Source organism: Gordonia neofelifaecis NRRL B-59395, assembly GCF_000192435.1.
Classification (GTDB): Bacteria; Actinomycetota; Actinomycetes; order Mycobacteriales; family Mycobacteriaceae; genus Gordonia; species Gordonia neofelifaecis.
Genome location: NZ_AEUD01000006.1, coordinates 70,105 through 95,301 on the forward strand (window position 1 = coordinate 70,105; position 25,197 = coordinate 95,301).

Below are 25,197 nucleotides of genomic sequence, written 5' to 3' on the forward strand. Positions count from 1 at the left end.
AATCGAAGCGCCTCGGCCCAATCGCTGCCTACTCCGTCACACCGACCTGCCGGTTCTGAGCGTTTTCCCAGGTTGATCAGGTAATGACTGCGTCTCCGACGCCGGTCAGCCGATCTGCGGCGCTATCGCCTCGGCAATGGCCCGCTGCCCGGCGACGTTCGGATGCATGACGATCGCGGTGTCGGCGCCGATCTGCGGCTCGATCCACCGCATCCCCCGGGGCGAGCAGGCCTCGTGTCCGACCGAACGCGCGGCCGTGTCGACGTACGTCGCGCCCTCCAGCCGCGCGGCCGCGGCGATCGCGGTGTTGAGCCGCGCCTGGACTCGGTGCACGTACTCGGCGTCGCCGTCGGCGATGCCGACCGCGGGACGGCACGTGGTCTTCTCCGGCGTCAGCCAGGGGTAGCCGGCGACGAACACCTTGGCGTGCGGGGCCCGCTCGCGGATGTCGTGCAACGCCTTCGCGACCGCAGGCATCGTGCGGTCGGCGATCTCGGCGAACGGTTCGTTCCCCAGCTTCTGCAGACACGGCGAGCCGGTCGGATCGTCCTGCGCCAACCGTGTGCACTCACCGACCAGCGTGGTGAACAGCGCCGAGTCGTTACCGCCGATCATCAGGGTCACGTAGGCGGTCTCCGGGCGCAGCGCGGAGAGCTGCGGATCGACGCCGTCGTACTGCGAGGTGTACAGGTCGTCCGTGGTCGCACCCGCGCACGAGACGTCGACGACCCGGAGTCCGCGGGCCCGACCGACCACCTCGCCGAAGTTCTCCTGCGACCGCTGGCACAGCAGCGGCGAGTCGTCGACGAGCGGTGACGTGCCCGCGCCCGAGGCATAGCTGTCCCCGAGATGTACGAGCAGCGGTTTCGTCGGCGACTGCGCGATCGGCGCCGGGCCTCTCCCCTCGCGTGGCGTCGCGTCGATCATCCACAGTGCGCCCGCGACGATCACCACCAGTGCCGCTACGGCTGACAATGCGGGTACCAGCGCTCCCCTCAGCGTCGGTTTCAAGAGTTACCGATTCCCCCTCGGTGGCAGGCCCATCTTGACGGCCATGTGAGCCTCGGTCAGTTCGATGCGCAGCCGCCCGACGTCACGGGCCCACGCCTGCACGAGTCGGCCGTTCGCCAGCCGCAGGCCGATCCCCTTGCGCCTGCGGGGCACCGCGTGCAGCTCCCCGAGCGCGGGAGCGCTCTCCCAGTCCTGCGTCTCCGGCCCGGTGTTCTCCGGGAAGATCTTGACGATGTCGGCGATCTCGATCGTCTCCGTGCCCTCGCGGAGCGTGGTCTCGGTCAGCCGCATCGAGACGTGCTGACGTGCGGCGATCACCTGCAGGAGCGAGAACCCGATGAGGACCACGCCGAAGATGGTGAGCACCTCCCAGTGGATCCGCCCCTTCCCCAGGATCTCCATGATCAGCGTGGCGATGATCAGAACCGGCCCGATCGCGACCACCCACCAGCTGCCGCCGGGTTCGTAGAGCAGCGTGGCACCCGGATCGACGGGCGGCTCCGACTTGTTCTTCTTCCGCGGGTTCAGCGTCGTCGAGACGTCCTGATCGGCGCCTTCGTCAGCCTCGCCGTCGGGCGTGTCCGCGGTCTCTGCGACGCCGTCGGTCTCGTCGGGCTCCGGCTTCTGCTCCGATTCGTCGCTCACTACCGCGGATCTCCCGGCGCATCAGGCGTCGAGGAGTTCGCTACCGGAGGGTCGTCCGGGCAGTCGCCCAGCTGGCATTTGAACCACCGGTCGGCGGGCGGGCGGTAGGCCAGTACCGAGCCGAACAGGCCGATGACCGCCGAAGCGAGCACGATCGCCAGGCCGCCGCTCTGGAAGCCGATGGTCAACGGCAACAGCATCGCCACGACCACGCAGGTCAGTGCGGACAACGACGACCGCCACTGCACCGCACCCCGGTAGGTCTTGGCGCCGAGCAGGAGGTAGGCGAGTCCGAGCAGCATCACCAGCACGTCGATGGCGAGGACGCCGAAGTCGAAGCCGAGCTTGATCGCATCGGCGATCACGCCGAGAACACCGAGCGCGATGAGCAGCGCGCCGGAGATCATCCACAGTCGCAGTGCCCAGACCACCAGCACCGGACGGTCCTTGGGGTCGGGGCGCTCGACGCTCCGCCGAGGAGGAATCTCAATCATCGGATGCCATTCTGCCGGTTGTGGGATCGGTACGCAGCGACCTCACGGCAGAATGTCGCGCTGTCGCGGTGCATCAGTGCAGCGAGTGCGCCCACCGCGCACACCCCGCCGAGGATGGTCGGGACCATTCCCCATGAGGGCGCGGTCGGCAGGTCCGAGTTCGCGTCTGAGTCGACGAACAGACCGATCACCGCGAAGACCAGCTCCACGGTGAGGAAGGCGCTCACCCAGCCGAGGATCAGCCGCGCCCAGGTGCGGCCCGCGTAGGTGAACCACATCAGCAGACCGGCGATCGCCGTCAACGCGACCATGATCACGATCAGTCCGATCAGCACGGTGACGCCGGTGTTCTCGGTGAGCGAGGGCTCGTTCATCTTGTCGCTGAGCTCACGCGCCTGCTTCTCGTAGCTCGCTTTGAGCACGTTGAACCGCGAGGCCGTCGCGGCGATCTGGAGGACGATCACCGCGAACCACAGCTGCACCGCGAGCCGGATCGTCTCCGGTCGTTTCGGCGGCACGGGCGGTGCCTGGGTGGGCAGTCCTGGAGCGGTCATGACCCCAGCCTAATCACCGAAGCGACAGTCGCCGCGCGACGTCGGGCGCCGCATACGTCAGGACGATCGACGCACCCGCCCGGACGATCGACAGCACCGATTCGTCCACCGCGGCGTCGAAGTCGATCCAGCCGCGTTCAGCGGCGGCCGCCATCATCGCGAACTCACCGCTCACCTGATACGCGGCCACCGGCGCGTCGGTGCGGTCGGCGACGTCGCGGACGATGTCGAGGTAGCTCATGGCGGGCTTCACCATCACCATGTCGGCGCCCTCTTCGAGGTCGGCGAGCAGTTCGCGAGCCGATTCCAGGCGATTCGCCGGATCCTGCTGATAGGTGCGGCGGTCGCCGATCAACGACGACCCGACCGCCTCGCGGAACGGCCCGTAGAACGCCGACGCGTACTTCGCCGTGTAGGCGAGGATCGTGGTGTCCGTGAAGCCCTCGGCGTCGAGCGCGTCGCGGATCGCGGCCACCTGACCGTCCATCATTCCGCTCGGGCCGACGACGTGCGCGCCGGCTCGCGCCTGCGCCACCGCCATCGACTCGTAGCGGCGCAGGGTGGCATCGTTGTCCACCGCCCCGGCGTCGGTGAGGACGCCGCAGTGTCCGTGGTCGGTGAACTCGTCCAGGCAGGTGTCGGCCATCAGCACGGTGTCGTCGCCGAAGTCCGACCGCAGTGCCGCGAGCGCCCGGTTCAGGACACCGTCGGGTCGGTCGCCGACCGAGCCGATCGCGTCCTTGTCCTCGGGCTTCGGGACGCCGAAGAGCATCAGCCCGCCGATACCCGCGGTGATCGCCTCTTCGGCGGCCACGCGGAGCGAGTCTGCGGTGTGCTGAACGACACCCGGCATCGACGAGATCGGACGCGGCGCGTCGATGCCGTCTGCGACGAACATCGGCAGCACCAGCTGCGACGGATGCAGCCGGGTCTCGGCGACCAGCCGTCGCATCGCGGGGCTCTGCCGCAGCCTGCGGGGTCGGATGAACGGACCGGTCATGTGTGCCTACCTCACCTCACGAACGCGAGCGACGCGACTTCTTGCGCGGCGGCGGCAGTGCGCCCTCGGCCCGCAGCTGTTCCGCATGTGCGGCCAGGGCGTCGACCAGATCGACGATCGACGCGCTCTCCGGCTGAACGTCGACGCGCAGACCGAACTCGATCGCGGTCTCGGCCGTCTTCGGCCCGATGCAGGCGACGATGGTGCGCGCATGCGGCTTGCCTGCGATGCCGACGAGATTGCGGACCGTCGAGCTCGAGGTGAAGCAGACCGCGTCGAAACCGCCGGTCTTGATCATCTCGCGAGTCTCGGCCGGCGGCGGAGCCGCGCGGACGGTGCGGTAGGCGGTGACGTCGTCGATCTCCCAGCCGCGGTCGCGCAGGCCCTCCGAAAGGGTCTCGGTGGCGATATCGGCGCGCGGCAGCAGGATGCGGTCCACCGGGTCGAAGACCTCGTCGTACGGCGGGAAGACCTCCAGCAGGCCCAGCGAGCTCTGCTCACCGGTCGGGAGCAGTTCGGGCTCGACACCGAACGAGCGGACCTTCGCGGCCGTGCCCTCGCCGACGCAGGCGATCTTGACGCCGGAGAAGGCGCGCGCGTCGAGACCGAACTCGGCGAACTTCTCCCACACCGCGCGGACCGCGTTGGTGGAGGTGAAGACCACCCACTGGTAGCGGCCGTCGACGAGGCCCTTCACCGAGCGCTCCATCTGCGCGGGGCTGCGAGGCGGCTCGACGGCGATGGTCGGCACCTCCTTGGGGATGGCTCCGTGCGAGACGAGGCGCTCGCTCATGTCGACCGCCTGGTCCTTGGTGCGCGGGACCAGCACGGTCCAGCCGTACAGCGCCCGTGACTCCCACCAGGAGAACTTGCCGCGCTGTCCGACGATCTTGCCGACGGTCACCACCAGCGGTCCGGTGAGGGCGTTGCCGTTCTCGTTGACCGTGGCCAGCGTGGCCTCGATGGTGCGCTGCGCGCAGGTGGTGCCGTTGACGGTGATCGCCACCGGCGTCTGCGGCGCCAATCCGTGCTCGGTCAGTTCGCTGGCGAGCTCGGCCAGGTGGCCGGAGGTCGCGTGCAGCACCAGCGGACCGGGTGCGGCGGCCAGGGCGGCCCAGTCGACGTCGCCGCGCACGTCGGCGACGGTGTGACCGGAGCCGAGCGGCATGCCGGCGAAGCTGGGTACCGCGGAGGCGGCCGGGATGCCCGGCAGCACCTCGAACGGGACGCTGGTGCGGGCGACGGCGGTGACCTCGGCCAGCACCGCGTCGGAGCTCATCGGATCGCCTGCGACGACGCGGACGACGTTGGTCCCGGTCTTGGCCTCGGCGACCAGCGTCTTGGCCACCTGCGAGGGATCGCCGAGCGCGGGCTTGGTGACCTCGGGCGCGTCGACGGCCTGCTCGGCGGCGGCTTTGCGACCGGCACGTGTCGGCGCGGGCTCGGCCGACGCGTGCGCCGAGCCGATCACGGCGATGACGCCCGCGGGCACGTCGGGATCGACATACGCGGAAGTCGCGTTCACCAGCACGTCTTGCGCTCGCACGGTCAGCAGATCCGGATTACCGGGACCCGACCCCACGAACAGGATCCGGCCGGGATTAGCATTCTTCGTACGGCTCATGCTTCTCGCACTCTCCTGCCCCGCCCCCGGGGCTGCAGTTCGTTCCTACCCCGCCGTGGCGGAATAAAGGTTCTCCTCCCGCGCGAGTCCGGCGTCCGCCTCCGCGCTACTCCCCTGTGGGGACCAGAGCGGCGGCACCGAGCTCGAGCAGTTCGGCAGCGAGGTCCTTGCCGAGTTGTGCGGCCCGATCCACGGGACCCACCACCGAAGCCCGGATCACCTCGGATCCGTCCTCGGCCGCCACTGCCGCGCGGAGCGACAGTTCGGCGAAGATGCGCCCGTCCTCGTCGATCGAATCGACCACCTCTGCGAGCGCTCCGACCGGCGCGGTGCACCCGGCCTCCAAGGTCGCGAGTACCGCACGCTCGGCGTCGACCGCTGCGCGGGTGGACGGATCGTCCAACTCGGCGAGAATTCTCACCAGTTCGGCATCGTCGGAACGACATTCCACAGCCAGGGCGCCCTGTGCCGGCGCAGACAGCATGACCAAGGGATCAAGTGCCTCGGTGACGACATCGGCTCTGCCGATCCGTACCAGCCCGGCTCGGGCTACCACAATCGCATCCAGCTCACCGCTCGCGACTTTGCCCAACCGAGAATCAAGGTTGCCTCGTAGGGGGCGAATTTCCAAACCGAGACCCAGTGCTCTAAGCTGCGCGGCCCGACGGGGCGACGAGGTGCCGACGACCGAGCCGCTCGGGAGCTCGCCGAGCACCATGCCGTCCCTGCTGACCAGGGCGTCTCGCGGGTCCACGCGGGTGGGCACGGCGGCCATCGCGAGGTCGTCCTCGGGAGCGGTCGGCAGGTCCTTGTAGGAGTGGATCGCGACGTCGCATTCGCCCGATCGCAGGGCCAGCCGGATCGCGGTCGTGAAGACGCCGACGCCGATCTGCGCCACGGGCGCCGACGAGGTATCGCCCGCGGTGCTGATGATCACCAGCTCGGCCGGATGCCCGGCGGCGGTCAGTCGGTCTGCGATGTCCTGGGCCTGCGTGGTCGCCAACAGCGACCCGCGGGTCCCGATACGGATGGTCCCGCCCGCGGTGTCATGCACGGTTGTCTCGTCCTGTCCTCGTGAAGGTGAATACTTCGCCAGCGCCACCCGAGCGGACTCGGTCAGCGCAGGTCTTCGATGCCCGACTCGGAGGCCGATACCGACTCCGCGGCACCGGGCTTGAGCTCGAACAGTTCGCGGAGAGCCTCCGCGTAGTGGTCGCCGCGGCCGGACGAGGCGAGCTGCTTCACTCGAACCGTCGGGGCGTGCAGCAGTTTGTCGGCGACGCGGCGCACGGCCTTCGCCACCTCGTCACGCTGATCGCCGTCCAGATCGGGCAGACGACCCTGCAGACGCAGGATCTCCGCTTCGACGACGTCGGCCGCGCGCTGCCGAAGCGCGGCGACCGTCGGGGTCACCTCGGCCTGTCGTTGCACCGCCAGGTATTCGGCGAGCTCACCCGCCACGATCGACCGCGCAGCGAGCGCATCGTCTTCGGCGGCTCTCGTCTGGTCGTCGCCGCGCAGTCCTTCGATGTCGACGATGTGCACCCCGGGCAGTCGGCCCGCCGCCGGGTCGACGTCGCGCGGGAGCCCCAGGTCGCAGATCATCAGCGGCGCCGGGTTGGTGCGCCGGGTCAGCGCGGAGTGCACATCGCCGACCTGCACCACGGCGGCCACCGAACCGGTGCAGGTGACGACGATGTCCGCATCCGCCATCACCGACGCGATGTCGTCGAAAGTGGCGCCGCGGGCGGTGATCCCATACTTCTCCGCGACGGTCGCCGCGACCTGCTCGGCGCGCGCCGCCGTGCGGTTGACGACCGTGATGTCGGTGACGCCGTCGCCGGCGAGCTGGCTCGTCGCCAGCGATCCCATTGCGCCGGCGCCGAGGACGACGGCCCGGCGCATCGGCGGCTGATCGCCCCGGATCGTGTCGGCGCGATGCACGGCGACCGAGACCACCGACGCACCCGCACGGTCGATGCCGGTCTCCGAGTGGACCCGTTTACCGACGCGGAGCGCCTTCTGCGCGAGCTCGTGCAGTGTGCTCCCCGCGGACTGGTTGCTGTCGGCGTCGGAGTACGCGGTCCGGATCTGGCCGAGGATCTGCTGTTCCCCGACGACCATCGAATCGAGCCCCGCCGCGACGGTGAACAGGTGCTCGACCGCCGCCTCCGAGTACCGCACGTACGCGTGATCGGTGAGTTCGGCGACCGACAGACCGCTGTGATCGCCGATCACCTGACCGACCGCTTCCAGTGCGGGGTGGAAGGCGTCGACGACGGCGTAGATCTCGACACGGTTGCACGTGGAGACGAGCATCGCCTCGGACACGGTACGCGACGACAGCAGCGCGTCGACCAGCTTCGGCCGGTCGGAGTCGGAGACGGACAGTCGTTCGAGGACCGATACGGGAGCACTCCGATGGGACACGCCGAACAACAAGACACTCACAGTGACAAGCCTCCCGCCCGCAGTTCGCCGGACACCACCCGATGCCCAGACCGCCTGCCGACGCTCTCTCCTCTTCCAGCCCCGGCCGGACGACCGGGTGGACATACATTTCCCAGGCTAGATCAATCGGACAGGCGAATGCACGCCCGAGACGGGCTCGTTCGGCCTCGGACGGTTAACGCAGTGCGTCCAGATCGGCGCGCAGCCGCGGCTCGTCGACCTCCCAGTAACTGTGCTCGGCACCGTTCAGGAGCACCACCGGCAACCGGTCGCCGAACTCGGCCCGCGGGAAGGCGTCGCCTTCCGCCGCACGTCGATCCACGTCGACCACCTGCGTCGTGAGTCCGTACTCGGCCAGGATCTCGGCCAGTCGGCTCTCTGCTCGAGCACACGCCGAGCACCCGGCCCGCGACATCAATTCGACGACTGCTTCCACGCCCCGAGTGTACGAAAGATCACCACCCCGGCGGCCGTGCGGGCCACCGGCGATGCGGGCGTGCCCGCGATAGGCTGGACGCCAACCGTTTCCGCTCGTGAAGGAGGTGGCTCGTGAGCCGCGATTCGATGGACCGCCCCGATTCGGACGACACCTTGTTCACCGGCGATCACGACGAGCTGACGCCCGATGAGGCCGCGGAGCTCGACGCCGATCACCACGAGGCCGCCGAGCTCGAAGCCGAGCAGTACGACGTCGATCACGTCGAGGAGCCGCTGGAGGATCGTGACGGCGGACTGATCGACGGGCCGGAGACCGACGCGCATCCAGCCGAGGATCACGAGGACGAGGACGCCCGACGCGTCGGCGAGTGGATCACCCAGCGGGCGGGCCGCTTCCGTCAGACCGCGGGCGAGCTCCGGCAGGTACTGGCAGGCGAGGCTGCGGCCAAGGCCGCGATCGAGTCGCTCCGGGCCCGCACACCCGACTCCGACGACGGACAGAACACCGACCTGACCGGCGCCGCGTTCTTCGACGTCGACAACACCCTGGTCCACGGCGCATCGATCGTGCTGTTCGCTCGCGGCCTCGCGTCACGGAACTACTTCTCCTACAGCGACATCATGAACTTCGCCTGGCAGCAGGCCAAGTTTCGGATCACCGGCAAGGAGAACGCCGAGGACGTCGCGGAGGGCCGCGACAAGGCGCTGTCGTTCATCGCCGGCCGCGAGACCGCCGAACTGGTCCGCCTCGGCGAGGAGATCTACGACGAGTACATCGCCGAGAAGATCTGGCCGGGAACGGCGGCCCTCGCCCAACGCCACCTGGACGCCGGGCAGCAGGTCTGGCTGGTCACCGCGACGCCCGTCGAGCTGGCGCAGACCATCGCCAAGCGGCTCGGTCTCACCGGCGCGCTCGGCACTGTCGCGGAGAGCGTCGACGGCGTCTTCACCGGACGACTGGTCGGCGACATCCTGCACGGCCCCGGCAAGGCGCACGCGGTCCGGACCATCGCCGTCCGCGAGGGCCTGAACCTCAAACGCTGCACTGCGTACTCCGACTCGCACAACGACGTCCCGATGCTCTCGCTCGTCGGCACCGCCGTCGCGATCAACCCGGACGCCGACCTGCGCGAGATCGCTCGCGTCCGCGGCTGGGAGCAGTACGACTTCCGCACCGCACGCAAGGCCGCCAAGTACGGCATGCAGACCGCGATGGTGGTCGGTGCGGCCGGCGGCGCCGCCGCCGTGGCCTCGAAGGCCCTGCGCCGCAAGTAGCCGCGCGGATCCGCTGTCTTCGACGACAGATCCCGCGTCCGGGCCGCGGGATCTGTCGTCGGAAGGTGCGGCTGGCCTCGAGATCACCGGACAGCGAGATCACAGGGCGATGCCGTGACGCGGTAGTCGCTGAATCAACAGCGGGACCAGGTGTCCATGCGTCAGATGCCACCATGTCCATCGGATGACGCCGAGGCCGAGCGCGCGGAGCCCGTCTTCCCGCAGCTTCTCAGCGATCACCGCGTCCTCGGGATCCTGTCCAGGCCCCAGCAGTTCGCGGCGATACTTGCCGAACCCGTCGAACTCGCCCACCACCCGTCCGTCCCAGTCGTAGTCGCAGATCGCGTGCTTCCCTCCGGGCAGGTCGTATCGACTCTGCAGTCGAGGGATCGGTAGAGCGGCCTCGATCATCTGCGCCCGACCCCACGACTCCCCCGGATTGGCCGACGCGCCGTCGGCGTGATCCAGGCAGTGTCGTGCACGTGCCACTCCGCGGCGCGGCCGTCCGAGTCCGCTCCGCAGATCGTCTTACGCCGAGTGCGAGTGCGCTGTCGAAGGCCGCCAGCGCGCGCGGAAAGTCGGGCAGCGCGAGCGCGACGTCGACCGCCGTGCGCGCCGGGCTGGTCACCCGTAGTCCATCCACCTCGACGATCTCGTCGTCGCGCAATGCGCCACTGTGAATCACCCGATGCGCCCGGGCGCCGCCGCCGAAATCCCGGCCGTTGGTGACGTGGACTCGTCGGATATCGGGCTGCAGCAACGGCATGCGCAGGACGGCGGCGGCCGACTCATGGCTGAGCACATTGCGCTCGTCGCCGGACCTCTCGAAACCGACCGCGGCTGCGACGCAGGTCAGACGGTACTGCTCACGGAGTACCTCCGACCGCATCGGGCCGGTCTCGCCGGGCAGGAAGTAGACGCCGCGGCCGACGGGAATCAGTAGCCCAGCCCGCAGCGCTTCGCGGATCGTCCGCTCCGGGATCCCCACCTCGAGAGCGCGGGTTCGCCAAATCAGTCCGTGTCGATCAACAGGCCACATACCTCTTGGACGCGCCGCTTCCGAGATCGGTTCCGACACCGTCCACAAGGCGGACATCCCCACCTCCTGGCGACAGATTCCGCGTCCGGGACGCTGGATCTGTCGTCGAAAGCAGCGGTCGCGTGAGACGGACCCCAGTAACTAACCGAAGTAGACGCTGCCCCGACGGCTCAGCATCCGGAACAGCGTCTGCTGGATCTCCTCGCGCACGTGGTCGGTGAGGTCGAAGACGACCATCGGGTCGTCGGCGGCCGACTCGTCGTAGCCGTCAGTGGGGATCGGGGTCCCGAAATGGATGTGCCACTTCGACGGCAGCGGGATCACACCGAGCGGACCGAGCCACGGGAACAGCGGGGTGATCGGGAAGTACGGCAGTCCGAGAGCCCGTGCGAGCGGTTTCAGATCCGCGATCATCGGGTAGATCTCCTCCGACCCCACGATGGAGACCGGGATGATCGGCGCCCCGTTGCGCAGCGCCGTCGTGACGAAGCCGCCCCGACCGAATCGCTGCAGCTTGTAGCGGTCCTTGTAGAGCTTGCCGATCCCCTTGTAACCCTCCGGCCAGACCGCGGTGAGGTCACCGCGGCGCAGCAGCGCGTCGGCGTCGTCGTTGCAGGCCAGCGTCGCGCCGATCCGGCGAGCCAAGTCGCCGACGACGGGCGTCTCGAAAGCCATGTCCGCCGCCAGCACCCGCAGGTATCGACTGTCGGGATGATTGTCGCGGACGGCGAGCGAGGTGATCACTGCGTCGATCGGCACCGAGCCCGCATGATTGGCGACGAGCAGCCCCGCACCGGTCGACGGCAGGTTCTCGATCCCGGTCACCTCGACGCGGAACCACTTCTCATACACCTGGCGGACCGCCGGGAACCACACCGATTCGGTGAAATGTGGGTCGAAGCCGAACTCGTCGACGGCGTACTCGCCCGTCATCCGCTCACGGATGAAACCGCTCGTCGCGATGAGCGAATCGGCGATCGCGCCGCGGATGCCTCCGAGGCTGAAGAGAGGCGAATTCCGCACCGGCTCAACCGGACTCGTCGGCTCGTCGGCAAGCTCGATACCTTCGTGGATCGGCGTCACCTCCGCGGCACGACGACCGAAGCCGTCCGTGTTCGGATGTCCCGCACCTGCCGGACGACGCTGCCCGTTCGGATCGGTGTAGAGCGCGATGACCTTCGCCGTGCGCGCATCACCCGGTCGCTCGGCCGCTGCCATCATCAACACCCCCGCTCTCGAAAATTCTTCTCATCGTACGTCGATTCCAGACCGCTACTGCAGGCGAGTGGCGGCCGCGACCGCCTGGTGCTCGAGGCCCCGCCACGTGTCCGCGGAGATCACCGGTTCGGTCTTGCCGCGAGCGATGAAATCGTCGAGCGTCGCCAGCGACGAGTACCGCGGCTCGAACCCCAGGTCCGTCCGCATCCTCGTGGTGTCGAGCACTCGGCCGTACGCCAGGTAGGGCGTGTGCTCCGACCGCATGCCCGGCAGCCGTCCGTTCTGCAGCACGCCCACGAGCGGCGAGATCAGACTGCCCGGAACCGGCAGTTTCAGGTGGCCGGCGCGGTACACCGACTGGGACATGGTGACCACACCGTCGCCTGCGACGTTGAAGGTCCCCGGCCGAGGGTGCAGCGTCGAGTGCTCGAGCGCGGCCAGCGCGTCCTCCTCGTGCAGGAACTGCAGCCGCGCCTGCCGGCCGAACGCCGTCGGAACCACCGGCAGCGACAGGTACGAGCTCATCCGGGTCCGGATCCGCGGGCCGAGGATCGACTGGAATCGCAGGATGGAGACGCCGATGTCCTGCCGACGGCGCGACAGTCCGCGTGCGTAGCCCTCCATGTCGATGAGGTCGCGACCGTAGCCGCGTCGCGGTTCCTTGCGAGCGGGCGTGCCCTCGGAGAAGAAACCCGGATCGCTCGGTCCGGCGCCGTAGACCATCGCACTCGACCGCAGCACCAGCCGCTTCACCGAGGGGCTCCGCTGGCACGCCGCACACACCTGCATGGTGCCGACCACGTTGAGTTCCTTGATCGCGGCCGAGTGCTCGACGTTGTCCATGATCGACGGCGCCGCGTGCACCACCGTGTCCACGTCGAAGTTGGCGATCGCCTTCGCGATGGTGGGGCGGCGGATGTCGAGCCGCAGGAAGTCCGCGCGGCCCATCCGGCGCATCAGATTCTTGGTCGGCACCCGCGAATCGACGGCGACGACGCGCTCGATGTCGGGATTGGCCGCCAGTCGCGCGACCAGGTAGCCGCCCAGAAAGGTCGACGCACCGGTGACCAGGACGGAACGCGGCGGCTCGTCGCCGCTCCTGTCGTCGCTCATGCCCTTGAGTTTATCGGGACTCCGGAAAACACAGAACCCGCCACGATGGGCGGGTTCTGGTCAATCACTTGCCGAGCTTGCGACGCTGGACTCGCGTGCGGCGGAGAAGCTTGCGGTGCTTCTTCTTCGACATGCGCTTGCGGCGCTTCTTGATAACGGAACCCATGGGGTCTCCCTCGCGATCGGTACTGATGAACTCATGTGGCCTGGCCCGAGGACTCATGCCGGGCCGTCGCCGACAGGGGTACAACCAGGCGACAGCGACCTGACCGATAATCTTACCGATCCGATGAACGTGAGGCTAATTCAGCCCTTCGACGCCCATTCGAGCGACCACTCCGAGAGACGCCGAGACCCCCTCGGCCCGGGGGCGGAGGGGGATCGCGGACGATCTCGGGCGACTAGCCTGCGTCGAAGTACGAGGTCTCCAGGTACTCGTGCACGGCCTTGGCGTGGACACGGAACGACCGGCCGACACGCACAGCGGGCAGTTCGCCGTTGTGGACGAGTCGGTAGACGGTCATCTTCGAGACTCGCATCAGCGTTGCGACCTCGGCGACGGTGAGGAACTGCGTGGCGGACGAGTTGCCGACTCCGCGATCAGCGAAATCGTTACGTTCACCAGGCTTTTCTGCAGCAGCCATGAAAATACCAACCTTCAGTGCACGCATCGCGGCCACCGGCTTCCCCTCCGGCGGACATCAGACACGTACGTGCTGCTAGCAGCCTAGCGTGACCAATGTGAAAAGTGCGACGTGAGTGGCGGAATTCCGGGCCCGCAACGCGCCGTTCCGGCGGTAAATGACGGATATCCGCAGGGTATGGCGCTACTGTTGCTCGCTTGCGGTTTCGACGCCACGCTGGACGCCTTGGCCCGAACCCTCAACTTCCACTCGACGTGCAGTTTTGGCGCTCACCTCGGCACAGGCGAACGCCGCCTCGTTCACCGCATGACGCAGCCCCGCACGTTCGAACTCCCGCAGGGCCGCCGCGGTGGTCCCCGCAGGCGAGGTCACCGCGGCTCGCAACTCCACCGGAGACAGCCCCGACTCGCTCAGCAGAAGACCCGCGCCCTTGACGGTCTGAACGGCCAGTTCACTCGCCTGCGGCCGCGTCAAGCCGAGTGCCACGCCCGCGTCGATCATGGCTTCGACCATCAGGAAGAAATAGGCGGGACCGGATCCCGAGATCGCCGTGACGGCGTCCATCTGCTTCTCCGGCACGACCATCACCTTGCCCACCGACTCCAGCAGGCGAACGGTCAGCGCCACCTGATCGTCCTCGGCGTAGCGGCCCGGGCTGACTGCGGACATGGCCTCGTTGACCAGCATCGGCGTATTCGGCATCACCCGGATCACCGGGGAGCCGGCCTGCAGTGCCGCTTCGTATCGGGACGTCGGGATGCCCGCCACCAGGCTGACCGTGACTCGCTCGAGCTCTCCGTCGTCGTCGGTCACCGACAGCTTCTGCAGCACGGTGTCGACGGCGTCGGGCTTGACCGCGATGAACACCACGCGGGCGCCCTCGACGGCGTCGGTGATGTCGTCGGAGACGCGCACCCCGTAGTCGTCGACGAGCTCGGCGGACCGTTCCGGCGACCGTTCGATGACCACCAGATCCTTGACCGGCTTACCCGCGCTGATCAATCCGGCCAGCAGAGCCTCGCCGATCTTGCCGCCACCGATAATCGCGACCCGCTCGGTCATATGCGATCACTACCTTTCACGAGAATGTCTAGGAGGGTTTCGGGGCCGAACGCTAGCGCCCGGCGGGGATGAGGGCCAGCTGGCGCGAGCGCGCCACCGTGGCCCCGGTCGAGTCCACCACGATGTGGTCCTCGGCGAACATGCCCTGTCCCACTTCCTGGCTGTACGCCGCGAAACGCAGCCAGCCGGGTGCCGGGACACGGGTCACGTACGTCGTGAGCTGGACCGTCGGCGCCCAGCCGAACATCCCGAGGTTCATCACGACCGGCGGCGACAGGTCGCAGACCAGCACCGGGAAGCCGGCGCGCACCGCGTCGGAATGACGATCGGCGCCTCGCGCGCGCGTCCATCCGCGGACCAGCGGCTCGCCGGTCTCGCCCCGGGCCGCCGGGAAGTGATCCATGTCGAGGACCACTTCCAGGGCCGCGCCGAGGTGCACCACCTCACCCATCGGCGACGAGTACAGATCGGCGGCGCCGGGAGACGGTTCCGGCGACAACTCGCTCACCGGCGACTCACCGCGGAACTTCGCGTCCCCATGATCCGGCCGACCGAGCGTCACCGTCGAGGTCACCATGGTCCGATCACCCTGCCGCACGTCGACGCGGGCGAGCGACACCGTCCGGCCGGTCTTGATCAGCGACACGTGCAGTTCGACCTCGGCGGGGTCCGGGGCCAGCAGGAAGTCGCTGGACACCGCGAGCACGGCCGCTTCGGGATCCGGTCCGCCGAGGTCGTCGTAAGCCCGTGCCGCCGCTGCGGCGACCGTCGTCTGCAGGCTGCCGCCGTGCACCTTGGGGCCGATGGTGAACGTCGGGTCGATCGCGGCACGGTACGACGCCGCGCCGTCGGCCGCATCGCCGATCGGTTCGAGCGCGAAGAGCGAGATGAGGTCAGTCGACATGCAGTGCGTCCTTCGGATCGCGATGGAGATGGGTGCGCGCGAAGTCGAGCGAACGCGCGAGCATCGCGGCCCGCTCGTTCTTCGTGCGCGCGGAACCCGTGTGGACCTCGAGCACCACTGCGCCCGAGAAGTCGCTGTCGGCCAGCCTGCGGCAGACCTCGATGCACGGCTGCGAGCCGTCGCCGGGGATCAGATGCTCGTCGTGCGCCGCACCGGTGCCGTCGGTGAGGTGCAGATGCTCAAGTCCTTCGCCCATCCGTGTCTGCAGGCCGATCGCGTCGACGCCCGCCGTCGCGGCATGCGACAGGTCCAGCGTGTAGTGCTCGTACCCGTCGGCCGTGGGATCGATCGACTTGCCGAACGCCGATGCGCTGGGTCCGGGCGAGCCGCCGCGGTCGGCCATCCGGCGCGCCGACTTCGGTCCCCCGCCGAAGAAGCGGTCGGCGCGCATCGGGAACATGTTCTCCACGGCCACGGACACGTCCGACGACGCCTCGAGTTCGGCGACGAGGTCGTCGAAGGCCCGGACGTAGTCGCGCTGCCACCGGAACGGCGGGTGCACGACGACCGTCGACGCACCGAGATCTTCGGCCGCCTGCACCGATCGACGAAGCTTGACCTTGGGGTCACGACCCCAGACCCGCTGCGAGATCAGCAGGCAGGGCGCATGCACCGACAGCACCGGGACCTGATACTGCTGCGAGAGATGCGCGACGTGCGCGATGTTCTGGCTCACGCCCTCGCCCCACACCATCAGTTCCACGCCGTCGTAGCCCAGGTCTGCGGCATAACCGAACGCCGCTTCCGTGTTCTGCGGGTAGACCGACGCCGTGGACAGCCCGATCGGGATCGGGAAACGCATTTGCGACACGGTACCGGCTCAAGCCGCCAGGAGGACCAGGGGCCCGATCGTCACCAGCATTCCGACGCCGAGCGCGAGCAGCGTGGTCGGGAGATCCCGCTTGCGCAGCACGTGCGCGAACGTGACGATCGCGAAGATCACGACGACCGCGAGGATCAGCGCCAGGTAGATGTACCGCTTCCAGAGTTCGGTGAAGCCCCAGAACAGACCCGCGCCGGCGGCCAGACCGATCACCACTTCACCGGCCAGACTGAGCCAGCCCATCAGCGCGGACGGGCTGTGTGCCTGCCGCTTCCGCTCGGACTCCGCGTCGGCCAGTTCGTCGGCGCGTTCCTTGGCCTCTGCCTCCGCCTCGGCCTCTTCGGCCTCCGCGGCCTCCAGATCCGCAGCAGATGCGACGCGGCGGTGTCCGGACTCGTCGTCCTCGTACTCGTCGTCGTATTCGGCGTAGGAGTCGGTGTAGGCGTCGTAGTCGTCGGTCCCCGTCTCGTCGCTCGCCACCGGACTGAGCTGGGTGGTGCTGGTCAGGTCCGGATCCGGCTGCGTCGACCCGGTCGACGTGCGGTACTCGAGCGGCGGCAGGTCGACGCCGAGCAGGTCGTCCGAGGGCACCGGTTCGAGCGAGGAGTCGTCGACGACCGGGATGATCCCGGTGACCGCATTGGCATCGCGCTCCGATGGCGTGTGCGACGGCATGCCCGACGCACCGATCACCCGCCGGGTCGGACGGTCGTCCTCATCAGACTTCGGGAACGCCGATCCGCTCGATTCGGAGCGCGCGATCAGCTCCGAGACCGTGATCGGCTTCGCGCGTGGTTCGGATTCCTTCGCCATACCTGGGGCACCCCTCGTCTCAACGTCGATCTGCCTGGTTGTCGTGCCCGAGTGTCCCCCGGGAGGCCCGCACCGACGTCGATCGGCTAGCCGGTGCTGGTCATCGCTCCGGCCGGCTCCGCATCCAGGCGACGGAGAATGACGCCCTCACGCAGAGCCCACGGACAGATTTCAAGTGTATCCACACCGGTGGCCCGCATCGCCGCCTCCGCCACCAGAGCGCCGCCGACGATCTGCGCCGCACGGTCGGCGCTGACGCCCTCGAGGTCGGCGCGATCGGCAGCCGTCATCCGTGAGATGAAGGCGATCAACTGGCGCAGTCCGCTCACCGTCAGCGTTCGTCTGACGCGGGGACCGGCGCCCGACGGTGCGGCACCGGTGAGCCGTGCGAGCGAGCGGAAGGTCTTCGACGAACCCACGGCCAGATCAGGCTTGCCCGCCGCCCGGAGTTCCTTCGCTGCGACCTTGAGCTCCGCATCCAGCCAGTCCCGGAGCACGGAGACGTGGCGTTTGCTCGGCGGGTCGCCGGGCAGCCAGTCGCGCGTCAGGCGGCCCGCGCCGAGCGGCAGCGACAGCGCGACATCCGGCTCCTCGTCGACGCCGTTCGTCATCTCCAGGCTGCCGCCGCCGATGTCGAAGGTGAGGATCCGACCCGCGCTCCAGCCGTACCAGCGACGCACCGCGAGCGAAGTGAGCCGCGCCTCGTCGACGCCCTCGAGGACCTCGACGGTCAAGCCGGAGGCCCGCTTGACCTGGTCGAGCACCTGGTCGGTGTTGGTGGCGTCCCGAACCGCCGATGTCGCGAACGCCATCACCTGCTCGCAGCCGGACGCCTTGGCGATCCGGGTGAAGTCCTCGACGGTCGACGTGAGCGCCTCAGCCCCGCTCTTGGTCATCCGCCCCGACGCGTCGATCTCCTCCGCCAGCCGCAAGACCGCCTTCGTCGAGCTCATCGGGGTCGGATGTCCGCCCCGATGCGCGTCGACGACCAGCAGATGAACGGTATTGCTGCCCACGTCGAGCACTCCTAGTCGCACCCGATCAAAATTACTGCGCCGTGAGCCTCGGCGCGACCCGAAGGACTACGGTGGGGCGTTGAATCGATGGAGGAACAACCGTGAGTGGCGCCAAGAAGAAGCCCGGCAAGAAGAAGCGGAACGCCCCCGTTCCCGAGGTCCCGCTCGGCTTCGCGCGCGAGTGGTACGAGTTCGCGGACCCCGACGACGACGAGCATCTGATCCGCGCCGACCTGACGTGGCTGCTGTCACGGTGGAACTGCGTCTTCGGCACTCCGGCGTGTCACGGAATCATCGCGAGCAGGTCGTCGGACGGCTGCTGCACGCACGGCGCCTACCTCACGGACGACGAGGACCGCGCCACGCTGGCCGCCGGGATGGCGCAGCTGACGCGAGCGGACTGGGAGTTCTACGACGAGGGGTCCGGCCCCGACCCGCTCGGGCCCGACGGCTACCTGGAGGAGGCCGATGACCTCGAGAACGAACCCTCGCTCAAGACCCGACTGCACGACGGCGCATGCATCTTCCTCAACCGCCCCGGATTCGCCGGGGGCGCGGGCTGCGCGCTGCACTCCATGGCGCTGCGCAACGGCCTCGAACCGCTGACCGTGAAACCCGAGGTGTGCTGGCAACTGCCGATGCGCCGCGAGCAGGAGTGGGTCACTCGGCCCGACGGCACCGAGATCCTCACCACCACGCTCACCGAGTTCGACCGCCGCGGGTGGGGCGCGGGCGGACATGACCTCGACTGGTACTGCTCGGGATCGCCGGAGGCGCACACCGGCGCCAAGCAGGTGTTCGAGTCCTATCGGCCGGAGCTGATCGCGCTGATCGGCGCGCCGGCCTACGAGATCCTCGCCGCCGCCTGTCGTCGACGCAACGAGCTCGGCCTAGTCGCCGTCCATCCGGCGACCGCCGCCGCGACCTCCCGCCGCGAGACGGACATCAAGTACCAGCGCGGTGGACTCGGGTGATCCGGCGTGGCGACTCGCTGGTTGAGCGAGTCCGAAACCCTGGTGATCCAGCGCGACCACCCGCTGGTTGAGCGAGCGGAGCGAGTCGAAACCCCTCGTGACCCAGCGCGACTCGCCCGGTCTCGACCGACGCCTCGGCCTTCGGCCTCGGAAGTCGGCTCGACCTGACGCTCCGCGTCACGGCTCGAACTTGTAACCCAGCCCTCGGACGGTGATCAGGTGCCGCGGCTGCGACGGATCCGGCTCCACCTTCGACCGCAGTCGCTTGACGTGGACGTCGAGGGTCTTCGTGTCACCGACGTAGTCGGCACCCCACACCCGATCGATCAACTGGCTGCGGGTGAGAACGCGACCGGAGTTGCGCAGCAGGTACTCGAGGAGATCGAACTCCTTGAGCGGCAAGGTCACCTCCGTGCCCGCGACGGTGACCGTGTGCCGTTGGACGTCCATCCGGACCGGCCCGACCTCGACGACGCCGATCGCCGCGTCCTCGTCGTCGGCGACCACTCCCCCGCGCCGCAGGACCGCGCGGATCCGGGCGATGAGCTCACGGGCGGAGTACGGCTTCGTGACGTAGTCGTCGGCGCCCAGTTCGAGTCCGACCACCTTGTCGATCTCACTGTCGCGCGCGGTCACCATGATGACCGGCACCGCGGACTTGGCTCGGATGGTCTTGCAGATCTCCGTGCCGGAGACTCCGGGCAGCATCAGATCGAGCAGGACGATGTCGGGGTTCACCCGCTCGAAGGTCGAGACCGCTTCCGAGCCGTCGTTGACGATGCTCGCCTCGAACCCCTCCTTGCGGAGCAGGAAGGCCAACGGGTCGGCCAGCGATTCCTCGTCTTCGACAATCAGTACGTGGGTCAACTCGTCTGTTCCTCTGCGTTCGTCGACCCGGTGACGTCCGATGCGGCTGGGTCGATGGGGATGTACAGGCTGAAGGTCGATCCGGTTCCCGGCCGACTCCACAATCCGATGTGGCCGCCATGGCTGGCCGCCACGTGCTTCACGATCGCCAGCCCGAGTCCGGTGCCGCCGGTCGCTCGTGACCGCGCCTTGTCGACGCGGAAGAATCGTTCGAACACCCGCTGCTGATCGGCGGGCGCGATGCCGATGCCGCGGTCGGTGATCGCGATGGCGACCATCTCCTGGTCTTCCATCGTCACCGACTTCCGGCTCACCGAGACGATCTCACCGGCGGGCGAGTGATTGATCGCGTTGACCAGCAGATTCGACAGCGCGGTCAGCAACAGGGTCCGGTCGCCCTGGATCTGCAGACCGCTGGGCTGGTCGGCGACCAACTCGATCTCCGCGACTTCTGCGGACACCCCCGCGGCTGCGACGGCGTCGTCCACGAGCGAGTCGACGTCGACGGCCTGGAATTCGGGAATCCGGCCCTCCTGCAGCCGCGACAGCCCGATCAACTCGTTGACCAGCGAGCCCATCCGCGTGGCCTCTTTGAGCACGCGCCTGCCGAAGTGCTCGACCGCCTCCGGATCGTCGCGCGATTCGAGCATCGCCTCGGCCATCAGGCTGATCGCGCCCAGCGGCGTCTTCAATTCGTGGGAGACGTTGGCGGCGAAGTCGCGCCTGGTGGCCTCCACGCGCTGATTCGTCGAGTCGTCGTCGCCGAAGATCAGCGCGTATCGCACACCGTCGCGGGACGCCAGGCGCGCGATGCACCGGACGTTCTCCACCTGTCGCGGCATGGTGCGCCCGGTCGAGAGGAAGCCCAGTGAGGAATGCGGCGGGACGAAGTCGAAGTGCCGGTCGATGCCGGTCACGAACACCTCGGTGACGGCCTCCGCGACCCCGTCGGCGAGGACATCGCGAACCATGCCCAGTTCGGTGGCCCGCTTGTTATAGAGGACGACGTTGTGGAACTCGTCGACCGCGACGATGCCGGTCGTGGTGTGCGCGACGATCAGACCGAGCAGATCCGGCCGCGATCGGTTCGTGTCGACGATCACCAGGTCTTCGAGGGGCGTGTCCTCCGACCCCGATTCGTCCGTCCGAGTGTTCACCGCAACCTGGTCTTCCGCCGCACGACTCCCTGCTTCGCCTCAACGACATTCCAACAGAATGTGTCCGGCACCCGGACACATCCCGAAGCTTACGTCGGATCGACAGGTGTTCGCAGCCCGGGCGGGCAGTATTCGATGTGCGTTCACACCCGGTTCGCCTGGGTTGCGGACAGGTGAACGCGAGCGCTCGAATCAGGAGACGACGATGTCGGAGTACTCCGGATGCTTCTCCACGTACTTCTGCACGTACGAACAGACGGGGACCACACGCTGTCCGTTGGCGCGGACGTCGTCGAGGACGTGTTTCACGAGCTGCGCGGCGAATCCACGACCGCCGAAACGCTCGAATACGACGGTGTGCGTCAGCGCGAGCCGATCCCCGTCCTGCGTGTAGTCGATGTACCCGACCTCGACCGGTTGCCCCTCACCGTCGGTCAGATCCGCGCGGTAGCGCTCCTGCACCGACAGGTGAGTCACCTCAAGAGTACCGTCAGTCATACACACCAATGTAGCGCAGGCCACACATGCCCCGCCATGTGTCGGTGCGGCTACTTATTGCCCTGCGCCGCAACGGCTGCCGCGCCCGCGGCCGCCGCCTCGGGATCCAGGTACACGCCGCCCGCGGTGACCGGTCGGAGGTTCTCGTCGAGGTCGTAGCGGAGGGGGTTTCCGGTCGGAATGTTCAGCTCCGCGATGTCCGCGTCGGAGATCCCGTCGAGGTGCTTGACGAGGGCACGCAGCGAGTTGCCGTGCGCCGCCACCAGCACGGTCTTACCCGCGCGGAGATCGGCCTCGATCGCCTCGGTGTAGTACGGGATCAGACGCTTGACGACATCCTGCAGGCACTCGGTGAGCGGCACCTCGATGCCGGCGTAGCGCGGATCGCCCACCTGGCTGTACTCGCCGTCGGCCTCGATCGCCGGCGGCGGGGTGTCGTAGCTGCGGCGCCAGAGCATGAACTGCTCGTCGCCGTACTTGGCCTTGGTCTCCGCCTTGTTCAGGCCCTGCAGCGCACCGTAGTGACGCTCGTTCAGCCGCCAGTCGCGGACCACCGGAATCCAGTGACGGTCCGCGGTGTCCAGCGCGATCTGCGCGGTGATGATCGCGCGACGCAGCAGCGAGGTGTACAGCACGTCGGGGAGCAGATCGTGTTCCACGAGCAACTCACCCGCGCGCACCGCCTCGGCGCGACCCTTCTCGGTCAGCGCGACGTCGACCCAGCCGGTGAACTGGTTGGACGCGTTCCATTCGCTCTCGCCGTGCCGCATCAGAATCAGGGTGCCGTTGCTCATGACGGTTAGTTTCGCATATCCGCGCCCGGGCACCACATAGGTGTCGGACGTCTACCAGCACAGCCGGCGCATCGCGCGTGCAGGGCCTGGCGCCCGACCCGATGGCGCGAGGGTCCGACCCGACTTTCCACGCTTTTCGGCTTCCCCGGCCTTCACCCAGGCTTGTCTCAGTAGCCCGGGCACGCAACGCCACGGCGTACCGAGGCTCCGCACGCTGCCACGACGCAGGTCTCGACACGCTCGCTCACTTCGTTCGCGGGCTGCTCGACCGACCTGCGCTGGTGACCTGCGCGTCCCCGTGAGGACTGTTCGTGGACCATGTGTCCATCAGATGTGATGGCGGGGACGCGGAGGACGGTGTTGTCCTGTGGCGGCGTGGGTCTCGTCGAGATTCTTGTCCTATTACCGCTTCGGCTGTTGGGGAGCGCGTGCGCCTGCAGGGTGGCCTCAGTAGCCCGCGAACGAAGTGAGCGAGCGTGTCGAGACCTGCGAACGAAGTGAGTGACGAGATCAAGACTGTCGTTAGGTGTCTCCTGGTGGCACCGAACGACAGCTTTAGTCCGTCAGCGTGCGGATCTCGATAACGCCGCGGCGCTTGCGCGCCGGGGCTAGTCGATCAGGCTGGCGAGGCTGGCGAGGCCGGGCGGACCTTCGCACCCTCGCGTCGGGCGCTACGACGGACTCGCGCCGGGTTCGTCGACGCTCCAGACCGGCTGCGCGTCGGGGTCGTCGAGCGGCGCGATCTCCGGGAGGTCGTCCTCGTCGATCAAGTGCTCGAACGCCGCGAGGTTGCGCATCGACTCGCCGCGCGCCTTGCGCCAGGCCCATTCCCGTTTGATCGACGTCAGGAAGCCGATCTCCAGGATCTGGTTGAAGTCGCCGTCCGCGGCCTCCAGGACCTGGCCGAGCACACGATCCACCTCGGTGCGGGTCAGTGCGTCCGCCGAGATCCGCCCGACGAGATAGATGTCGCCGACGTTGTCGAGGGTGTACGCAACGCCGTACAGCCTGCGGTTCCGCTTGAGCAGGTACTTGTAGACAGCCTCGAAGTTCTCGTCGGCACGACGGCAGACGAACGCCTCCACGCGAACGCCGTGCGCCCCCGCGGTCAGGAGCACCGTGGTCTTGAGCTTCCGCTCGCCGGGCAGCTCGAGGACGAAGTGCTCCGACTTGGCGCCGCCCGACGACTTCCGCGAGTACTCGATCCCGGTCTCGTCCAGCGCCGCGGCCAACGCCGCGACGGTCTGATCCGCGTTCATGCCAACACCCTCGCTCGATTCCTCCAGCGGCGCAGCCCGAAGCGGCCGGAGTCCGGCTTCACATTGCCGCCGAATGCGGTGATCGCGCGCCCGTAGCTGTCGAGCAGCGCGTCGGTGGTGTGCTCCCAGGAGAACTGCTGCGCGTGCCGCGCGGCCTCGCGGCCCATCGCCGCCCGTCGAGCCGGGTCGGCTACGAGTTCGGCGAGCCGGGCGGTCCAGACCTCGGTGTCGTGGCCGTCGACGAGCACGCCGGTACGACCGTCGTCGACGGCCACTCCCAGGCCGCCGACGCGCGCCGCGATCACCGGGATCCCGCAGGCCTGCGCCTCGATGGCGACCAGGCCGAAGCTCTCCGAGTAGCTCGGCACCGCGACCAGGTCCGACGACCGGTAGACGTGCACCAGCCTCTCCGGCGGCTGCGGCGGGGGGGAGGCGACGCGGTCGGCGACACCGAGCCGCTTCGCCAGGTCCATGAGTGCCGAGGGCTGTGCCAGGCCGCTGCCGGACGGTCCGCCGACCACCAGCACGCGCAGCCGGCCGGTCGAGTCGGCGGCGATCAGCGGTGCCATCGCCGACACCAGGACGTCGGGCGCCTTGAGCGGCTGGATCCGTCCGACGAAGGTGACGAGCACGTCGTCGGCGCCGAGTCCGAGTTCGGCTCGCGACGCCGCGCGGTCGCCGGGCGAGTAGCGATCGAGGTCGGCGCCGGGCACCACGACGTCGATGCGCGAGGGATCGGCGCCGTACATGTCGACGAGCTCGGTCACCTCGGTCGCAGTGTTCGCGACGAGGCGATCCGCCTCATCGACCACCTGCTGCTCGCCGACCACCCGGAGCATCGGCTCGGCGGCGTCGCCGACCGCGAGCGAGGCGTTCTTCACCGCGGCGAGGGTGTGCGCGGTGTGCACCAGCGGCACACCCCAGCGGTCACGGGCGAGCCACCCGACCTGACCCGAGAGCCAGTAGTGCGAATGGATCAGGTCGTAATAGCCGGGGTCCTGCGCCGCTTCGGCGCGCAGGACGTTGGCCGAGAACGCGCACAGCTGGCTGGGCAGATCACGCTTGTCGAGGCCGTCGAACGGCCCCGCGACCACATTGCGCACCGTGACGCCGGGCGCCGCCGCGACCACCGGTTCGTCCGCCGACGACGTGGCGCGCGTGAAGATCTCCACCTCGACGCCGCGGCGCGCCAGACGCGTCGCCGTCTGCCAGACGTAGACGTTCATGCCGCCCGCGTCGCCGGTGCCCGGCTGCGCCAACGGGGAGGTGTGCACCGAGATCAGGGCGATGCGTCTCGGAACAGGGCCGACGGTCATGCCTCCAGCGTAATGAATCCGCGGACCGGCGGGGGCCGCAGATCTGTGCGAGATCGGTCCCAGTCGACATATGCGCAGGCAGGCATTGCTTCGACAATCCCGACCGTCCGGTAATACACTCTGCCGGTAACGATTTTCATTATCTCTC

The 25,197-nt window shown here is 68.4% G+C and carries 28 protein-coding genes; 3 read left to right on the plus strand and 25 right to left on the minus strand.

What is annotated here, in order from left to right:
* Positions 1–105 precede the first annotated feature (105 nt).
* The 9 genes from SCNU_RS08795 to SCNU_RS08835 all read right to left on the minus strand — a co-directional run bounded on the left by SCNU_RS08795 (position 106) and on the right by SCNU_RS08835 (position 8,194).
* Complete coding sequence (locus SCNU_RS08795) at positions 106–975, minus strand: SGNH/GDSL hydrolase family protein (RefSeq protein ID WP_238526414.1); 870 nt, start codon at positions 973–975, stop codon at positions 106–108.
* 39 nt (positions 976–1,014) lie between these two features.
* On the minus strand, positions 1,015–1,656 hold the full coding sequence (locus tag SCNU_RS08800) for a hypothetical protein (protein WP_009679010.1): 642 nt from the start codon (positions 1,654–1,656) through the stop codon (positions 1,015–1,017).
* The gene (locus tag SCNU_RS08805; protein WP_050792794.1) at positions 1,656–2,150 is read right to left on the minus strand and encodes a hypothetical protein; all 495 of its coding nucleotides are present in this window, start codon (positions 2,148–2,150) and stop codon (positions 1,656–1,658) included. The genes SCNU_RS08800 and SCNU_RS08805 overlap by 1 nt, the downstream gene beginning before the upstream one ends.
* Positions 2,147–2,704: a hypothetical protein gene (locus SCNU_RS08810; protein ID WP_050792795.1), complete on the minus strand. Its 558-nt coding sequence runs from the start codon at positions 2,702–2,704 to the stop codon at positions 2,147–2,149. Before SCNU_RS08810 ends, SCNU_RS08805 begins: the two co-directional genes overlap by 4 nt.
* A 13-nt stretch (positions 2,705–2,717) precedes the next feature.
* The gene (gene hemB / locus SCNU_RS08815) at positions 2,718–3,704 is read right to left on the minus strand and encodes a porphobilinogen synthase (protein ID WP_009679013.1); all 987 of its coding nucleotides are present in this window, start codon (positions 3,702–3,704) and stop codon (positions 2,718–2,720) included.
* Between the two features lie 16 nt (positions 3,705–3,720).
* Positions 3,721–5,328, minus strand: a complete 1,608-nt coding sequence (locus tag SCNU_RS08820; protein WP_009679014.1) for a bifunctional uroporphyrinogen-III C-methyltransferase/uroporphyrinogen-III synthase — start codon at positions 5,326–5,328, stop codon at positions 3,721–3,723.
* Positions 5,329–5,434: 106 nt separating this feature from the next.
* Positions 5,435–6,382, minus strand: a complete 948-nt coding sequence (hemC, locus tag SCNU_RS08825; protein ID WP_009679015.1) for a hydroxymethylbilane synthase — start codon at positions 6,380–6,382, stop codon at positions 5,435–5,437.
* 62 nt (positions 6,383–6,444) lie between these two features.
* A complete protein-coding gene (locus tag SCNU_RS08830) occupies positions 6,445–7,779 on the minus strand; it encodes a glutamyl-tRNA reductase (RefSeq protein ID WP_009679016.1) in 1,335 nt (444 codons plus the stop codon).
* Between the two features lie 175 nt (positions 7,780–7,954).
* Positions 7,955–8,194, minus strand: coding sequence for a glutaredoxin family protein (locus tag SCNU_RS08835; RefSeq protein WP_040518060.1), 240 nt, complete (start codon positions 8,192–8,194; stop codon positions 7,955–7,957).
* A 134-nt stretch (positions 8,195–8,328) separates the two neighbouring features.
* On the opposite strand from SCNU_RS08835, the gene SCNU_RS08840 reads away from it, so the two are divergent.
* A complete protein-coding gene (locus SCNU_RS08840; RefSeq protein WP_009679018.1) occupies positions 8,329–9,492 on the plus strand; it encodes an HAD family hydrolase in 1,164 nt (387 codons plus the stop codon).
* Positions 9,493–9,591: 99 nt separating this feature from the next.
* Here the strand turns inward: SCNU_RS08840 and SCNU_RS20810 are convergent, their stop codons facing one another.
* The gene (locus tag SCNU_RS20810) at positions 9,592–9,981 is read right to left on the minus strand and encodes a hypothetical protein (RefSeq protein WP_009679019.1); all 390 of its coding nucleotides are present in this window, start codon (positions 9,979–9,981) and stop codon (positions 9,592–9,594) included.
* 241 nt (positions 9,982–10,222) lie between these two features.
* Between SCNU_RS20810 and SCNU_RS20815 the strand changes: the two genes are divergently transcribed.
* Complete coding sequence (locus SCNU_RS20815; RefSeq protein ID WP_238526415.1) at positions 10,223–10,435, plus strand: hypothetical protein; 213 nt, start codon at positions 10,223–10,225, stop codon at positions 10,433–10,435.
* A gap of 237 nt (positions 10,436–10,672) precedes the next feature.
* Here SCNU_RS20815 and SCNU_RS08850 read toward each other — a convergent pair whose 3' ends face one another.
* From SCNU_RS08850 to SCNU_RS08885, 9 genes are all read right to left on the minus strand, one after another.
* Entirely contained in the window at positions 10,673–11,749 is a 1,077-nt protein-coding gene (locus SCNU_RS08850; RefSeq protein ID WP_040518113.1) for a lysophospholipid acyltransferase family protein, read from the minus strand.
* Between the two features lie 54 nt (positions 11,750–11,803).
* Entirely contained in the window at positions 11,804–12,862 is a 1,059-nt protein-coding gene (locus tag SCNU_RS08855; protein WP_009679022.1) for an NAD-dependent epimerase/dehydratase family protein, read from the minus strand.
* 64 nt (positions 12,863–12,926) lie between these two features.
* Positions 12,927–13,028: a 30S ribosomal protein bS22 gene (locus SCNU_RS20175; protein ID WP_003402602.1), complete on the minus strand. Its 102-nt coding sequence runs from the start codon at positions 13,026–13,028 to the stop codon at positions 12,927–12,929.
* Between the two features lie 235 nt (positions 13,029–13,263).
* Positions 13,264–13,506: a helix-turn-helix domain-containing protein gene (locus SCNU_RS08860; RefSeq protein ID WP_009679023.1), complete on the minus strand. Its 243-nt coding sequence runs from the start codon at positions 13,504–13,506 to the stop codon at positions 13,264–13,266.
* A gap of 183 nt (positions 13,507–13,689) precedes the next feature.
* On the minus strand, positions 13,690–14,568 hold the full coding sequence (gene proC, locus SCNU_RS08865) for a pyrroline-5-carboxylate reductase (RefSeq protein ID WP_009679024.1): 879 nt from the start codon (positions 14,566–14,568) through the stop codon (positions 13,690–13,692).
* A 52-nt stretch (positions 14,569–14,620) separates the two neighbouring features.
* Positions 14,621–15,472, minus strand: coding sequence for a thioesterase family protein (locus tag SCNU_RS08870; protein ID WP_009679025.1), 852 nt, complete (start codon positions 15,470–15,472; stop codon positions 14,621–14,623).
* Positions 15,462–16,334 carry a sugar phosphate isomerase/epimerase family protein gene (locus tag SCNU_RS08875; protein WP_009679026.1) on the minus strand — a complete coding sequence of 291 codons (873 nt, stop codon included), beginning with the start codon at positions 16,332–16,334 and terminating at the stop codon, positions 15,462–15,464. Before SCNU_RS08875 ends, SCNU_RS08870 begins: the two co-directional genes overlap by 11 nt.
* 18 nt (positions 16,335–16,352) lie before the next feature.
* Entirely contained in the window at positions 16,353–17,168 is an 816-nt protein-coding gene (locus SCNU_RS08880) for a hypothetical protein (RefSeq protein ID WP_009679027.1), read from the minus strand.
* Positions 17,169–17,254: 86 nt separating this feature from the next.
* A complete protein-coding gene (locus SCNU_RS08885; RefSeq protein ID WP_040518062.1) occupies positions 17,255–18,205 on the minus strand; it encodes a Ppx/GppA phosphatase family protein in 951 nt (316 codons plus the stop codon).
* Positions 18,206–18,285: 80 nt separating this feature from the next.
* Here SCNU_RS08885 and SCNU_RS08890 point away from each other — a divergent pair, with 80 nt between their 5' ends.
* Positions 18,286–19,158, plus strand: a complete 873-nt coding sequence (locus SCNU_RS08890) for a DUF3109 family protein (protein ID WP_009679029.1) — start codon at positions 18,286–18,288, stop codon at positions 19,156–19,158.
* Between the two features lie 177 nt (positions 19,159–19,335).
* On the opposite strand, the gene SCNU_RS08895 is transcribed toward SCNU_RS08890, so the two are convergent.
* The 6 genes from SCNU_RS08895 to mshA form a co-directional block, all read right to left on the minus strand.
* Positions 19,336–20,025 carry a response regulator transcription factor gene (locus tag SCNU_RS08895; protein ID WP_009679030.1) on the minus strand — a complete coding sequence of 230 codons (690 nt, stop codon included), beginning with the start codon at positions 20,023–20,025 and terminating at the stop codon, positions 19,336–19,338.
* Positions 20,022–21,182, minus strand: a complete 1,161-nt coding sequence (locus SCNU_RS08900) for a sensor histidine kinase (RefSeq protein ID WP_009679031.1) — start codon at positions 21,180–21,182, stop codon at positions 20,022–20,024. The genes SCNU_RS08895 and SCNU_RS08900 overlap by 4 nt, the downstream gene beginning before the upstream one ends.
* Positions 21,183–21,374: 192 nt before the next feature.
* Complete coding sequence (locus SCNU_RS08905) at positions 21,375–21,680, minus strand: GNAT family N-acetyltransferase (protein WP_040518065.1); 306 nt, start codon at positions 21,678–21,680, stop codon at positions 21,375–21,377.
* A gap of 50 nt (positions 21,681–21,730) precedes the next feature.
* Complete coding sequence (locus SCNU_RS08910; protein WP_009679033.1) at positions 21,731–22,474, minus strand: phosphoglyceromutase; 744 nt, start codon at positions 22,472–22,474, stop codon at positions 21,731–21,733.
* Between the two features lie 671 nt (positions 22,475–23,145).
* Entirely contained in the window at positions 23,146–23,733 is a 588-nt protein-coding gene (locus tag SCNU_RS08915) for a type III secretion system chaperone family protein (protein WP_009679034.1), read from the minus strand.
* Positions 23,730–25,049, minus strand: coding sequence for a D-inositol-3-phosphate glycosyltransferase (mshA, locus tag SCNU_RS08920; RefSeq protein WP_009679035.1), 1,320 nt, complete (start codon positions 25,047–25,049; stop codon positions 23,730–23,732). Before mshA ends, SCNU_RS08915 begins: the two co-directional genes overlap by 4 nt.
* Between the last annotated feature and the right edge of the window lie 148 nt (positions 25,050–25,197).

Excerpts from the sequence above, each read along its gene's own strand:
- SCNU_RS08805 (WP_050792794.1), bottom strand. The coding sequence starts at position 2,150 with ATGATTGAGATTCCTCCTCGGCGGAGCGTCGAGCGCCCCGACCCCAAG.
- SCNU_RS08810 (WP_050792795.1), bottom strand. The coding sequence starts at position 2,704 with ATGACCGCTCCAGGACTGCCCACCCAGGCACCGCCCGTGCCGCCGAAA.
- hemB (WP_009679013.1), bottom strand. The coding sequence starts at position 3,704 with ATGACCGGTCCGTTCATCCGACCCCGCAGGCTGCGGCAGAGCCCCGCG.
- SCNU_RS08820 (WP_009679014.1), bottom strand. The coding sequence starts at position 5,328 with ATGAGCCGTACGAAGAATGCTAATCCCGGCCGGATCCTGTTCGTGGGG.
- SCNU_RS08835 (WP_040518060.1), bottom strand. The coding sequence starts at position 8,194 with ATGTCGCGGGCCGGGTGCTCGGCGTGTGCTCGAGCAGAGAGCCGACTG.
- SCNU_RS08850 (WP_040518113.1), bottom strand. The coding sequence starts at position 11,749 with ATGGCAGCGGCCGAGCGACCGGGTGATGCGCGCACGGCGAAGGTCATC.
- SCNU_RS08855 (WP_009679022.1), bottom strand. The coding sequence starts at position 12,862 with ATGAGCGACGACAGGAGCGGCGACGAGCCGCCGCGTTCCGTCCTGGTC.
- SCNU_RS20175 (WP_003402602.1), bottom strand. The coding sequence starts at position 13,028 with ATGGGTTCCGTTATCAAGAAGCGCCGCAAGCGCATGTCGAAGAAGAAG.
- SCNU_RS08860 (WP_009679023.1), bottom strand. The coding sequence starts at position 13,506 with ATGGCTGCTGCAGAAAAGCCTGGTGAACGTAACGATTTCGCTGATCGC.
- proC (WP_009679024.1), bottom strand. The coding sequence starts at position 14,568 with ATGACCGAGCGGGTCGCGATTATCGGTGGCGGCAAGATCGGCGAGGCT.
- SCNU_RS08870 (WP_009679025.1), bottom strand. The coding sequence starts at position 15,472 with ATGTCGACTGACCTCATCTCGCTCTTCGCGCTCGAACCGATCGGCGAT.
- SCNU_RS08875 (WP_009679026.1), bottom strand. The coding sequence starts at position 16,334 with ATGCGTTTCCCGATCCCGATCGGGCTGTCCACGGCGTCGGTCTACCCG.
- SCNU_RS08880 (WP_009679027.1), bottom strand. The coding sequence starts at position 17,168 with ATGGCGAAGGAATCCGAACCACGCGCGAAGCCGATCACGGTCTCGGAG.
- SCNU_RS08905 (WP_040518065.1), bottom strand. The coding sequence starts at position 21,680 with ATGACTGACGGTACTCTTGAGGTGACTCACCTGTCGGTGCAGGAGCGC.
- SCNU_RS08910 (WP_009679033.1), bottom strand. The coding sequence starts at position 22,474 with ATGAGCAACGGCACCCTGATTCTGATGCGGCACGGCGAGAGCGAATGG.
- SCNU_RS08915 (WP_009679034.1), bottom strand. The coding sequence starts at position 23,733 with ATGAACGCGGATCAGACCGTCGCGGCGTTGGCCGCGGCGCTGGACGAG.
- mshA (WP_009679035.1), bottom strand. The coding sequence starts at position 25,049 with ATGACCGTCGGCCCTGTTCCGAGACGCATCGCCCTGATCTCGGTGCAC.